The organism is Sphingomonas sp. GC_Shp_3 (assembly GCF_026540945.1).
Lineage (GTDB): Bacteria > Pseudomonadota > Alphaproteobacteria > Sphingomonadales > Sphingomonadaceae > Sphingomonas.
Genome location: NZ_JALNUT010000001.1, coordinates 612,488 through 625,569, shown reverse-complemented (window position 1 = coordinate 625,569; position 13,082 = coordinate 612,488). Strand labels below are relative to the sequence as shown.

11 protein-coding genes are annotated in these 13,082 nt (G+C 63.5%); 7 read left to right on the top strand and 4 right to left on the bottom strand.

The annotated features are described in order from the left end of the window. Positions 1-301: 301 nt before the first annotated feature. Positions 302-1,009 (top strand): dienelactone hydrolase family protein, encoded by a 708-nt coding sequence (locus OXR00_RS03110; protein WP_267386577.1) that lies wholly within the window; start codon positions 302-304, stop codon positions 1,007-1,009. 367 nt (positions 1,010-1,376) lie between these two features. Here the strand turns inward: OXR00_RS03110 and OXR00_RS03105 are convergent, their stop codons facing one another. Then, positions 1,377-1,889, bottom strand: coding sequence for a DUF3237 domain-containing protein (locus OXR00_RS03105; protein WP_267386575.1), 513 nt, complete (start codon positions 1,887-1,889; stop codon positions 1,377-1,379). 361 nt (positions 1,890-2,250) lie between these two features. On the opposite strand from OXR00_RS03105, the gene OXR00_RS03100 reads away from it, so the two are divergent. Then, entirely contained in the window at positions 2,251-2,412 is a 162-nt protein-coding gene (locus OXR00_RS03100) for a DUF6771 family protein (RefSeq protein ID WP_267386573.1), read from the top strand. Between the two features lie 144 nt (positions 2,413-2,556). On the opposite strand, the gene OXR00_RS03095 is transcribed toward OXR00_RS03100, so the two are convergent. Continuing rightward, entirely contained in the window at positions 2,557-3,150 is a 594-nt protein-coding gene (locus tag OXR00_RS03095) for a TetR/AcrR family transcriptional regulator (protein ID WP_267386572.1), read from the bottom strand. A gap of 101 nt (positions 3,151-3,251) precedes the next feature. Between OXR00_RS03095 and OXR00_RS03090 the strand changes: the two genes are divergently transcribed. The 4 genes from OXR00_RS03090 to OXR00_RS03075 all read left to right on the top strand — a co-directional run bounded on the left by OXR00_RS03090 (position 3,252) and on the right by OXR00_RS03075 (position 9,648). Next, entirely contained in the window at positions 3,252-4,439 is a 1,188-nt protein-coding gene (locus tag OXR00_RS03090) for an efflux RND transporter periplasmic adaptor subunit (protein WP_242146392.1), read from the top strand. Positions 4,440-4,445: 6 nt separating this feature from the next. After that, positions 4,446-7,652 (top strand): efflux RND transporter permease subunit, encoded by a 3,207-nt coding sequence (locus tag OXR00_RS03085; protein ID WP_267386571.1) that lies wholly within the window; start codon positions 4,446-4,448, stop codon positions 7,650-7,652. A gap of 6 nt (positions 7,653-7,658) precedes the next feature. Then, entirely contained in the window at positions 7,659-9,239 is a 1,581-nt protein-coding gene (locus OXR00_RS03080; protein ID WP_267387128.1) for an efflux transporter outer membrane subunit, read from the top strand. Between the two features lie 100 nt (positions 9,240-9,339). Next, positions 9,340-9,648 carry a hypothetical protein gene (locus OXR00_RS03075; RefSeq protein ID WP_242146390.1) on the top strand — a complete coding sequence of 103 codons (309 nt, stop codon included), beginning with the start codon at positions 9,340-9,342 and terminating at the stop codon, positions 9,646-9,648. 217 nt (positions 9,649-9,865) lie between these two features. On the opposite strand, the gene OXR00_RS03070 is transcribed toward OXR00_RS03075, so the two are convergent. Continuing rightward, positions 9,866-10,819, bottom strand: coding sequence for a polysaccharide deacetylase family protein (locus tag OXR00_RS03070; RefSeq protein ID WP_267386570.1), 954 nt, complete (start codon positions 10,817-10,819; stop codon positions 9,866-9,868). Positions 10,820-11,016: 197 nt separating this feature from the next. Here OXR00_RS03070 and OXR00_RS03065 point away from each other — a divergent pair, with 197 nt between their 5' ends. Beyond that, positions 11,017-12,024, top strand: a complete 1,008-nt coding sequence (locus tag OXR00_RS03065; RefSeq protein ID WP_267386569.1) for a cupin-like domain-containing protein — start codon at positions 11,017-11,019, stop codon at positions 12,022-12,024. Between the two features lie 23 nt (positions 12,025-12,047). Here the strand turns inward: OXR00_RS03065 and OXR00_RS03060 are convergent, their stop codons facing one another. Beyond that, complete coding sequence (locus tag OXR00_RS03060; RefSeq protein ID WP_267386568.1) at positions 12,048-13,070, bottom strand: cupin-like domain-containing protein; 1,023 nt, start codon at positions 13,068-13,070, stop codon at positions 12,048-12,050. Positions 13,071-13,082 lie beyond the last annotated feature (12 nt).

Here is a 13,082-nt window from a genome sequence, read left to right as displayed (position 1 = left end):
TGCGCCTTAGCAGCAATCAGAGACATATTGTCCACCGGCAGCAGAGCTGGAGCGTTACAAGAAGCCGATCCTCCTGGCGATGCGGTGGCAGGTTCAGCGATTCGTCGGCTTCGGTGCGCTGTTCTGTTACCTCACCGAGCTTTTCGCCGCGTCCGGTGCGGTTTGGCCCAGGCAATGGTGACTAGACGCCGATAGTCGCTGCCGCTTGACGATGTTTGCCTGAAATAGCACGCGCTGCCGGAACCTCGAAGGCGGAGAGCGGCAGATGATCCTACGCAGCGATGAAACGCAGGACGTAATCATGGGCGAAGGGCAGGCGATGCGTATGCACATTGCGAGGCCGGCGATTGACGGGCGTTTCCCAGGCGTCTTGCTGTTTTCGGAAATTTACCAGGTCACGTCCCCCATCCGACGGCTCGCGGCGATGCTGGCCGGCAACGGCTATGTCGTCGCGGTGCCGGAAGTGTATCACGAGTACGAGCCGGCGGGCACGGTGTTGCAATACGACGCGGTCGGCACCGAACGCGGCAATGCGCTGAAATTTTCCAAATCGATCGCCGCCTATGATGCCGATGCCAAAGCGGGGCTGACCGCGCTGGCGGAGCACCCAGCCTGTGACGGTCGGCTGGCGACCCTCGGCGTCTGCCTTGGCGGGCATCTCGCTTACCGCGCAGCGCTCGATCCACGTGTTTCGGCCGCCGCCTGCTTCTACGCAACCGACGTTCATTCGGGAACACTCGGTGAGGGCTCCCATGACGACAGCCTGGCTCGCATGGCGGAGCTACGAGCGGAGGCGATGTTTGTTTGGGGCCGACAAGATCCGCACGTGCCGTTCGCCGGGCGGGAGCGCATCCGCGCGCGGCTTGAAGAGGTCGGGGCCCGCTACACGTGGCACGAGTTCAACGCGCAGCATGCCTTCCTGCGGGATGAGGGGCCGCGCTACGATCCCGCGTTGTTCCTCCAAGCCATGACCATGACGCTGGAGCTCTACCGCCGCGTCCTTGGGTGATCGTAACGCACGGGAGTACTATGGGGTATCGGCGCCGGCCGCAGCGACAGTTCCGCAAGCGCGCAAGACCGATGCCGATCTCGGCGCCGTCGTCACCGTGCCCGTAACGGTCAAATTTGCGGCAACTGCTGGCGTTAGTCCAGTACGTGGAGCCCGAACGTGCCAGTTTGATTATGGACTTTGCATAGCGGCAAAGACCTTGGATGGCGTGGCACGCGGCTCGTTAGCAGGAGGAGAGCGTCGCACCGGCTGCGCAGCAGACATGCGTCTCGACCCGCATTGCCGCGGCGGGCAACAGCGTCAGGCCTGTTTCGCCTTCTGTCTGTGACGGTGCGAAGACCACGATCGTCACAGATGCGTCGCACCGTCATTCGACAGCGAAGATATGTATCTCGACGTGATCCGGTTTGCGTATGCCGCGCCCGACGAACACGGTCAGTCGCAGCCATTCGTGTCGCCCCGCCGCAACATCGAAGCGCGGGCTGGTCCGGAAATAATAGGCGCCTTCTTCGACCGGTTCACCCCGGACGAGCTGATCCGTCACCTCAGGCGACGCTGTCCGAACACCAAGGTTGCTGACATCAATCACCGTCCCGTCCTCGGACTTCAACGCGTAGCGCGCGTAGACCTCGGTGCGGCCGGTCGGATCAATCGTCTGCCAGTCGCCGCCACCCGCCAGAACGACACCCTGCAAACGCGGTCCATCGACGCGGCCGCCGCTGATCGCGATGAACCTTTTGCGCATGCCGTCAACGACGCCTTGCTCGACCGGCGGCATAAGGTCGGCGCGTATCGAGAAAACGTGTGTCAACGCGGGCGCCTCTGGTGCCGGCCTTTGCGCGGACGTTTCTGTAGGGAGTGGTATGCTGGATGTGGGCATCAGATCGACGAAGGAGCGGCCTGCGCCTCGTTAATCATTCGCCGCATACATATTGCCCCCAACGTGCGTCATAACACACGCTATCGCTGCCAAGCCCTAGGGCGACTGTGAAGGGGTCGCAAGCTTCAGTTGACACGTTGTCGTACATCGCCGCTGGCACCGCGCGGCAGCCCCACGCTGGTCGCTCGGGCCAGGAACCGCTTGCCCAACTGGGAAGCCGGTATCGATCCAGCCCGTGGGAAGGGGCGCTTCCTCTTCGCGTCCCGAAATTGTTGCCGTTGTGCACCAGTCAGGTTTTATGACCGCGCAGGACAGTCTTCACAGTTGCTGCGTCGAGCCATATGATTGCATAGCGTGCGTGATGAACGAGACACTCCAAGCTACCACGATGGCAGTTATCGCACGGCTCCCGGAATGGGTGCGGCACGACCTCACCTCCAAGGATCAGAGCACTCGCGCGCGCGCCGAGGAGACGATCGCCGCCATGATCACGAACGCCTTGACGGAGGCTGGCAGGAGCTGAGGTGATTGCGCATACGCGTCATGTACGTCTGTAAAGCTTTGCGGGCGCTGATCGCTGGGCAAAACTTAATCTGCCGCACGCCCATTTCGTAATCGGCTGTTTTGCGAAGGCAGCGGCTCTCGGCAATCACGCATGACGTGAGCCTTACCCCACTTCTCCGTCGATCAGGCAGGATATTAATTTGATGCTTGAGTCAGGAGACTCGTAGCCGTGCAGGGCTCGGACACATACCGAACCCATCGAAGCAATAAGTAGCGACTCCGCAAGCATTCGATGATGGTCCAGCGCAACCGAATGGCCTGTTAAGCCAGCAAATGCCCTGCTCATATTCGAAAGCATTGCGGTTCGAACGTTTGAAAAAATAGATCGAATGCGTTCGTTACGTGCGGCTTCGGCAGCGATTTCAAGAAACAGGCGATCTCCTTCAGGATCGCACCTTGTTACTGCCGAAATTAGCCAGTTCCGTACTGCTTCTCGATCCTCTTGCGTCAATGCCAGTTCAAGAGCGGCCAGATTCGCAAATCTGCCACAATCCTCTTCTACGATCGCAGCAATGATGTCTTCTTTGGCGGGGAAATCTCGATACAATTGTTGAACCGCGACGCCAGAAGTCTTTGCGATCAATGCGATACCTGTCCGATGGAAGCCATGTTCCACGAACAATCTTCGCGCGACCTGTTTGATATTTTGCCGACGCAACTCAGCACGTGTTAACGAGAGGCATTCGGCAAACGGCAATTCACGGCCTTTCTGGAGCTTGTTGACGCATGCGCACGACGCGACTAACGGCTGCATTCGTGAGTGATCGCTCTCTTTCTTTTTTTCAAGCGGGAAATTCTATGGTCTCCAAGCGGCTGATGAGCTGTGTGTTGGCATCCAGCGCTTTGCTCGCCCTTTCGGCGTGTGGCGGTGGCAAGCAGCAGCAGGCTCCGCAAGGCCCGCCCAGCGTCGGCTATGTCGTTGCGCGCGAGGCGCCGGTGACTCTGACCACGGAGTTGCCCGGCCGCACGACCGCGTTCGAGACGTCGGAGGTGCGGCCGCAGGTGAACGGGCTGGTGCTCGACCGGCTGTTCGTCGAAGGGGATGTGGTCCACAAAGGGCAGCCGTTGTACCGGATCGATCCGTCGCCGTATCAGGCGCAGGTCGCCAGCGCCCGCGCCGCGTTGACCCGCGCCCAGTCGGGCATCGCATCCAGCGCGGCGCTTGCCCGCCGGTACGGCGAACTGGTCAAGATCAACGCGATCGCCCGCCAGGAATATGAGAATGCGCAGACCAGCGCGGCGCAGGCGCGGGCCGATGTAGCCGCGCAGCAGGCGGCGCTTCGGACAGCGCAGATCGACCTTGGCCGCACTACTATTCGCGCGCCGATCACCGGCCGGATCGGCCGCTCGCTATTCACCACCGGCGCGCTGGTGTCCGCATCGCAGGCGAACCCGCTGGCAACGATCCAGCGGATCGACCCGGTCTACGTCGACATTCAGGAATCGAGTGCCGACCTGCTGAAGCTGCGCCAACAGATCATCAGCGGGCAGTTGACCCGCGATGGCAATGCCAAGGTCACGCTGAAGCTGGAAGACGGCAGCGATTATGGCTCGACGGGGACGCTGCGCTTCGCCGACGTTACGGTCGACCCGACGACTGGTTCGCAGATCATCCGCGCGCTATTCCCCAACCCCAACGGTCTGCTACTGCCGGGCATGTTCGTCCGTGCGTCCTTGGCGGAGGGAACGCGGGCCAACGCAATGCTCGTTCCGCAGCGCGCAGTCAGCCGCGACGAGAAGGGCGAGCCGACCGTCATGGTCATCGGTGCGGGCAACAAGGTCGAGGTGCGTTCGATACAATCCAACCGCACCAGCGGCGATAACTGGATTGTGACGGGCGGGCTGAAGCCTGGCGACAAGATCATCGTCGAAGGCGGCATGCTGCTGCGTCCCGGTATGCCCGTGCAGGGCAAGCCGTGGGATCCCAATGCCAAGCCCGCGGCTGTGCAGCCGCCAGCGGGTGCGGCCAAGACGCAGGCGAAATAACCAGCCATGTCACGCTATTTCATCGATCGCCCGATCTTCGCCTACGTGTTGGCGGTGATGATCGTCATCGCCGGTCTGCTGGCGGTCCGCACATTGCCGATCGCACAGTTCCCGGCGATCGCGCCGCCCGCCGTGTCGATAACCGCGACCTATCCGGGTGCCGACGCGCAGACCCTAGAAAATACGACCACGCAGATCATCGAGCAGCAGCTCAAGGGCCTCGACCACCTACGCTATTTCTCGTCATCGTCGTCGTCGGCCGGCACGGTCACGATCACGATTACGTTCGAACAGGGCACGAATCCTGATATCGCGCAGGTCCAGGTCCAGAACAAGTTGCAGGCGGCGACGCCGCTGTTGCCGCAGGAAGTGCAGCGCCAGGGCATCATCGTCGCCAAGGCCACGCAGAATATTCTGCTCTTCGTCGGCCTGTATTCCGAAAATGGCCAGCACGACGCCGACGATCTCGCCGATATCGTCGCCTCCAAGATCCAGGACCCGCTCGCCCGCGTGACCGGCGTCGGCGACACGCAGATCTTCGGGTCGCAATATGCGATGCGCATCTGGGTCGACCCGCTGAAGCTCAACAATTACGCGCTGACCATGACCGACGTGACCAACGCGGTGACGGCGCAAAACGCGCAGATATCGGCAGGGCAGATCGGCGCGCAGCCCGCCCCCAAGGAGCAGATGCTGAACGCGACGGTCTCCGTCTCGTCACGGCTGACCTCGCCGGCGGAATTCGCGAAGATCCGACTGAAGACGAACACCGATGGGTCCGTTGTGCGGCTGGGTGATGTCGCCCGCGTTGCGATCGGCGCCGAGAACTACGGCTTCTCCGCGGAGTGGAACGGGAAGCCCGCCTCCGGCATCGCGGTCAAGCTGGCGCCGGGTGCCAACGCGCTCAACACGGTCGTCGCGGTCAAGGAGCGGGTTACCGAACTCGCCAAGCAGTTTCCGCCCGACGTGAAGGTCATCTTCCCGTACGATACGTCGCCGTTCGTTCGCCTTTCCATCGAACAGGTGATCGAGACGTTGTTCGAGGCGGTCGTCCTCGTCTTCCTCGTCATGTTCCTGTTCCTCCAGAATTTCCGCGCGACGCTGATCCCGACGATCGCGGTGCCGGTGGTTTTGACCGGCACGTTCGCGGTGCTCGCCGCATTCGGCTATTCGATCAACACGCTCACGCTGTTCGGCATGGTGCTGGCGATCGGTCTGCTCGTCGACGATGCGATCGTCGTCGTGGAGAACGTCGAGCGATTGATAACGACCGAGCATCTGTCGCCGAAGGAAGCGGCGCGTAAATCGATGGACGAGATCACCGGCGCGTTGATCGGCATCGCGCTGGTGCTGTCGGCTGTATTCCTGCCGATGGCGTTCTTCGGCGGATCGACCGGCGTGATCTACCGTCAGTTCTCGATCACGATCGTCTCGGCGATGGTGCTGTCGATCGCAGTCGCGTTGATCCTGACGCCGGCATTGTGTGCGACGATCCTGAAACCGCATGATCCGAACAAGCACGCGGGCACGGGGCCGCTCGCGAAGTTCTTCCGCTGGTTCAATGATAAATTCGACCGGGGCCGGGCACGCTATGAAACCGGTGTACGCTCGACCACGCGCCGCTGGGGCCGTTCGCTGATCGCCTATGCGTTGATCGTCGCGGGCATGGTGCTCCTGTTCGCGCGCCTGCCGACCGGGTTCCTGCCCGATGAGGACCAGGGCGTGATGATCGCGCTGGTGCAGGGGCCGGCAGGGTCCACCACCGCGCGCACCCAGAAGGGGCTGGACCTGGTCCGCGACCACTTCCTGCGCGATGCCGGCGACGCGATCCGCGGTGTGTACACCATCAATGGCTTCAGCTTTGCGGGTACCGGGCAGAATACCGGCATCGCCTTCATGCCGATGAAGGAATGGAAGGATCGTCCGGGCGCCAAGAACAAGGCGCAAGCTGTGGTCGCGCGCGCAATGGGCGTGTTCTCGAGCTACAAGGACGGGCTGATCTTCGCGGTCATCCCGCCGGCTGTGCAGGAACTGGGCAATGCGACCGGCTTCGACCTCCAGCTGGTCGACGAGGGCGGGCTTGGCCATGCCAAGCTGCTTGCCGCGCGCAACCAGTTGCTCGGCATGGCATCGCAGAACAAGTCGCTGGTCGGCGTCCGTCCGAACGCGCTGGACGATGCGCCGCAGCTCAAGGTCGATATCGACCAGGACAAGGCAGGTGCACTCGGGCTCGATCTGGCGACGGTGAACAACACCATCTCGACCGCGTGGGGCGGCGCCTATGTCAACGACTTCATCGACCGTGGCCGCGTCAAGCGGGTCTACATCCAGGCCGATGCGCCCTATCGCATGGCACCTGAGGATCTTGGCGATCTGTTCGTACGCGGATCGAGCGGCACCATGGCGCCGTTCACTGCCTTCTCCAATCTGTCCTGGCGGCAGGGACCGATGCAGCTGACCCGCTATAACGGTCAGCCTTCGATGGAGATCCTTGGCGCGCCGGCACCCGGCGTCTCGTCGGGCGCCGCCCTCAAGGCGATGCAGGACATGCAGGCCAAGCTCCCGCCGGGCACACGGCTCGACTGGACCGGGCTGAGCTACGAGGAGCAGCTTTCGGGCGGTCAGGCGCCGGCGCTCTATGGGCTGTCGCTGCTGATCGTGTTCCTGTGTCTTGCCGCGCTGTACGAAAGCTGGTCGGTGCCAATCTCGGTGATGCTGGTGGTGCCGCTGGGCGTCGTTGGCGCGCTGCTGGCGGCGTTCCTCACCGGACTGAACAATGACATCTACCTTCAGGTCGGTCTCATCACCACGATCGGCGTGTCGGCGAAGAACGCGATCCTGATCGTTGAATTCGCCGAGGAGAAGATGCGTGAGGGGTTGGCGCCGTTCGACGCTGCGATCGAGGCGGCGAAGCTGCGGTTGCGGCCGATTCTGATGACCAGTCTCGCGTTCATCTTCGGCGTGTTCCCGCTGGCGATCGCGAACGGCGCCGGTGCGGGCGGACAGAATGCGATCGGTCGCGCGGTGGTCGGCGGGATGCTGTCGGCGACGATCCTCGCGATCTTCTTCGTGCCGATGTTCTTTGTGGTGGTGCTGAGCCTGTTCCATAAAGGCGATCAGACAAAAGACGACGTAGCAGACCGCCGGCACGGTGATGACGGACGGCATGATGACGGCGAGCGTGGGGCGACCCCCACCCCGCAGGGAGCCTGAGTTGTGATGAAGAGCAAATGCGTCCTCGGCCTGCTTGCGGCCACTGCGCTCGCCGGTTGTAATTTGGCGCCGAAATATGTCCGCCCTGTCGGTGAAGTGCCCGCGGCACTGCCGGCCGGGGGCGTCTACCCCGCAGCGGAAAACGACGCGCCGGACGTCACCAAGATCGGCTGGCGCGCGTTCTTTACCGACGATCGCCTTCGCAGCACGATTGCGCTGGGTCTGGAGAATAACCGCGACCTCCGTATCGCAGCGGCGAACGTGCTACAGGCGCGTGCGCAGTATCGGATCCAGCGTGCCGATCTCTTACCGACCGTGGCGTTGTCCGGTTCGGCGACGTACACCAACAACGTCCAGGGTGCGGCCGGCGCGTTGGGCGGGGCCGCGAGTGGCGGGGCGGGAACCGGAACGGGTACCGGGGTTGGCACGGGCACCGGTACCGGAGTTGGTACCGGGACCGGCGCAGGGACCGGGACCGGGGCCGGCGTCGGAACTGGCGCGGCGATTGGGTCGGGATCGTCCGATCTTCAGTTTTACTCGCTGAACGCCGGCGTATCCGCATACGAGGTGGATTTGTTCGGGCGGGTGCGCAATCTCAGCCGGGCCGCACTGGAACAGTATTTCGCGACCGAAGCCGCGCAGCGCGCCACGCGCATCAGCCTGATCGCCGAGATTGCGACGGCGTGGATGACGTTCGCGTCCGATCAGGACCAACTCAGGATCTCGCAGCAATCGCTGACGTCATTCCAGCAGTCGCTCGAATTGACGCGCGCGCAGTTCCGCATTGGCGTCGCTTCGGAGCTCGAAGCGCGGCAGGCGGAAACCACCTACCAGACCGCCCGCAACGACATTGCGGTGCTGAAGACGCGGCTGGCACAGGACAAAAATGCGCTTGACCTTCTGGTCGGGGCGCCGATCGGACCCGATTTGCTTCCACAGGGGCTTGGCAGCGGTGACTCCGCTCTCAATGTGCTTCCGGGCGGCATTTCCTCTGACGTGCTGCTGCGCCGGCCCGACGTGTTGCAGGCCGAGCACCAGCTGGTCGCGCAGAACGCCAATATCGGCGCGGCGCGCGCGGCGTTGTTCCCGACCATCTCGCTTACCGCGACGGTCGGCACGATCAGCACTGCGCTCAGCGGCCTCTTCGCTGGTGGCAGCTTTACGTATACCGGTGCCCCGTCGATCGCGTTGCCGATCTTCGATGGGGGGCGCCGACGCAGCAATTTACGATCCGCTGAAGCGCAACAGCAGGCTGCGGTCTCGACGTACGAGCGGGCAGTGCAGACCGCGTTTCGCGAGGTTGCTGATGCCCTCGCGCAACGCGGCACGATCGATGAGCAGGTGTCGGCGCAGACTGCGCGCGTGAATGCCGCGACAGCAGCCCTGCGGATTTCTGACGCGCGCTATCGCGCCGGCGTGGAATCCTTCCTCAACACGCTCGATTCCCAGCGCACCGCCTACGCCGCGCAGCAGCAACTGGTCACCACACGGCTGAACAGAGAAAGCAATCTCGTCGAACTATACCGCTCGTTGGGCGGTGGACTCGAAGGGGATGATCCTGCTGCCCGCGACCCGCTCAGGCGGTAAGCCTGACCTGCCGGTAAGAAGCCTCGGCGCTTGAGTTGCATGCCGGGGGTGGCGTAAACTGCTCTTCAGCGCCTACGATCGCGCTGGAGAGGAAAACAGTATGTCAACGTCTTACGACCAGCAGAAACGGCTGCACTGGGAGCTTACCAACGTCGAGCTGCGCGCCCACGCGACGGCGATCGGCCTTGTGCAGCTGTGCATCGAACTGCGCCGCGCGAACGTGCTTGAGGAGGCCGCGCTCGAGCGGATCAAGGATGCGATCGCGGATCAGGTTTCGGTATCGGCGACGCGCGCCATGGCATCGAAAAACTATCGACGCGACGTGCGAAGTCGATTGGACCGACTGTTCGCAGGCGATCAGGAAGTCGGCTCAGCGGAAGAACTGTCGTTCGGCGCACCGCAAGAGTGATCGGGAGCAAGGCGACTGACGGGTGAAGCGACACACCCGCGTGTGATATCACGGACTCGGCTGACCATGCGCGGATGGTGTCGCCCTCGAGCGTTACCGATGCTTCGATATCACGCATCGTTTCACGCCCAACGTATTGTTGGTATGGCTCGGGTTACGCATCGCCGCTCATGGCGTCGATCCAACGATTCCGATCTGGATATGAGGCTGCGCGCCATCACGCGCACACGGAGGCAGCCGGAACCGGCGCGTTGGCAGGGATGGGCAAGTGCTTTGCACGCGCCGCTGCTTCCAGGGTCGCTGTCGGCCCTGGGATCGTCAGATCGCGGGCTGCGCGATAGAAGGGGCCAGCTTCCGCCGCGGGCAGCGTCGTAAAGCCGAAGCCCATCTGCTCGTACAGGTTCAGCAGTCGTGGCAGCATCCGGGCGTCGAACGCGCCGAGATGCATCAGCAGGACGTACGGGATGTCATGGCCGAGCGCCGCCTGTGCGAGATCGCGGGATCGTTGTGCCTGGATGCGCGCTGCTGCAAGGTAGCTCGTTTCCAGTGCGGCGATCGCCGGCTCGTCATGGTGCGCGGTGCAGCGCGCGAAGGCATCGTTCCAGGCGTAATCGCCAAAGCTCATCGTGACGGCGGCGATGCGATACCCACGCTCGCGCAGCCCAGCGCGCACAGCCTCACGCACCGTGTCCGATTGCCCCTCGACAAGAAACGGGTAGCGGAACCAGTGCCAGTCGGCCCTACGGGCGACCGCCGACAGCGCTGGTTCGTTGCGCGCCACGTCCGCCAGGAAGGCATCTGCTCCTACTGTGTCGAGATTGACATGGCCGAACGTGTGATTGCCGATCGGCAGCCCGGCGGCACGCCAGGCGGCAAGCACTTTCGGCGCATTTGGATCGCCTGCGCCGAAGCTCGCGTTCATAAAGCCGAACGCCGGCGCATGATGCGCGGCGAGCGCGGCGATGATGGTCTTACCGATTACGAGCCGGTCGCCCCCCTGAGGTAATGGGCCATGCGCAGGCAAGTCGTCGAACGTCAGCGCGATAAGCGGGCGGGCAGGTGACTTATGCTGCGTCAAAGGTCGTGGTGCGGCGTTGCTGAGCGGTGCGGCCACACCCGATCCGGCCAAAAGCGCCAGCGCCGCCACGACCGGAATTGTCCACCCGCGCATAAAACTCTCCTGCTGCTTCGACTATCTTCCGTGGATGCGATAGCGATAATGTTAACGGTATCACACTGTGCCGTGCGCATCCTGTCAATCCGCACCGTTACACGTTGGTAGGCGAGATGCGGGCTGATCGCGCTGAGCCACTGTCGCTTTGCGTCACATCCAGCTAGCGTGGCGACGATGTTCGCGGCGCCCATCCTTTGACTACACCGATTTCCGAACGCTCGGCGGTCGACGCGGCGACCTTTGCGCGGGAGGTGGTCAATACCTTCCAGCCGGTCGTGCTTCGCGGCCAGGTCGATCATTGGCCGGCGGTTGCTAAAGGGCGAGACGGCGATCGTGCGATGGCGGGTTACCTCGCAGGGTTCGGCTCCGGAGGCAGGCCGCTTGAGGTGCTGATCGCGCCACCTGAAGCGAATGGGCGTTTCTTCTACGCAGACGACACGCTGACCGGGTTCAACTTCCATCGCCAGCAAGTTCCGATCGGCACGCTCGTCGCCGAACTGCTGCGGTTCTCCGAGGATGCTGCGGAGCGCCCACACACGCTGTATGCGAATGCGGCGACGGCACCCGAGCATCTGCCCGGCTGGGAGGGTGCGAATCCGCTGGGGCTTGGCATCGGTGCGCCGGCGCGACTGTGGATCGGCAACGCAACGCGGATCGCGACGCACTACGACACGTCGATCAACATTGCTTGCGTCGTGGCAGGCCGGCGCCGCTTCACGCTTTTCCCGCCAGAGCAGCTCGCCAACCTGTATGTCGGGCCGCTCGACAACACGATGGCCGGGCCGCCGTCGAGCATGGTCGATCCCGATGCGCCGGATCTGGAACGCTACCCGCGCTTTGCCGAGGCGATGGCGCATGCACAGGTTGCCGAACTTGGTCCGGGCGACGCGATCTTCATTCCACCGATCTGGTGGCATCATGTTCGCGCCTTCGACCGCCTCAATGTGTTGGTCAATTATTGGTGGGAACATCGCTCCGGCGCCGCGTTTGTGGCGCTCGTCCACGCAATCGAGGCAGTGCGCGATCTTCCGCTCGCGGAGAAGGCGGCCTGGCGCAGTTGGTACGATCATCTGGTTTTCGCGCCGGACGCGGCTCGAGCGGGGGATCATCTTCCGGCGTCAGCGCGGGGCATCCTAGGTGCGCAGAGTGCCGAGCGCACGGGCAAGATCCGCCAGTTCCTCATCCGAATGCTGCAGCGGTAGCCGTACACCCCGAGGCCGCGCAGTCACGCCCGGCCGAGGCTCTGCAATAGCGTCGTACGCATGCGCTCCAGGCCGGTCCGATCGGCTTGACCCAGCACGCCCCGAACCTGCGGCGGCAGATGTTCGGACGGATCACCGTGCGACTGGAATACGAGATGGTCGAACATCGCCTGCCACGCCCGTCGCTGGTCGTCCGGCAACGTGCGCAGCGCATAGAGCCCAAGCAGCAACGCGTCATAAGGATTCGGCAGACCTTGCGGCGCCGGGTTCCACCAATAGTTGCACAGCACGTTGACCGGGGAGAGCGAGGCAACCGCATGCCACCAGTGGAACGGGATGTAGAGCGCATCGCCCGGCTCCAGGGTCGCCTCGCTCGCATGCGCCAGCGCCTCGGCAAAGCGCGGATAGCGATCCAAGTCTGGCGCATCCGGATCGACCATGCTGACCGGTGTCCCGGCCGGAGTCAGTTCGTAGGGGCCCATGTAGAGGTTCGCGACCTGGTCGGGCGGGAACAGCGTGAAGCGGCGGCGCCCGGCGACAACCACGGCGATGTTCTCCATCAGGTCGTAATGGGTCGCCACGCGAATGGCGTTGCCGAGCCAGAGGCGCGGAACGACGCTGTCATCCAGCAGCGCCATCGGATGCTCCGCTACGAAGCCCGGCAACAAGTCCGGCGCCGGGATCGACTGGACCGCCATCGCATAAGGGCGCGCGGCGGTGCGGTCGCGCAGCAACCGATCGAGAAAAGGGTCGAGTTGTGAGCGGCCACGCGTGAAGTTGAGTGCGGTAAGATCGGGCTCGTAAAAAAACCGCCCATCGATTTCGGGCGCGCCGACGATCGCGCCCACCGGCTCGGCATGGCTGAAGGTCTTGAGGTATGTGACCAGCGCCTCATCCGATCGGCGTGCCGCACGGACCGCAGGCCAGTCGTCGGCCAGACCGCGCAGGATCACCGGCTGAGCGGAAGCGCGAACGTCGGCATCGAAGCGGGCGCGGTCGATGCCGTGCACCTCCGCGATCGGCGCGGGGCGGGGGCTGCTCGTCATCGCGCCGTCACG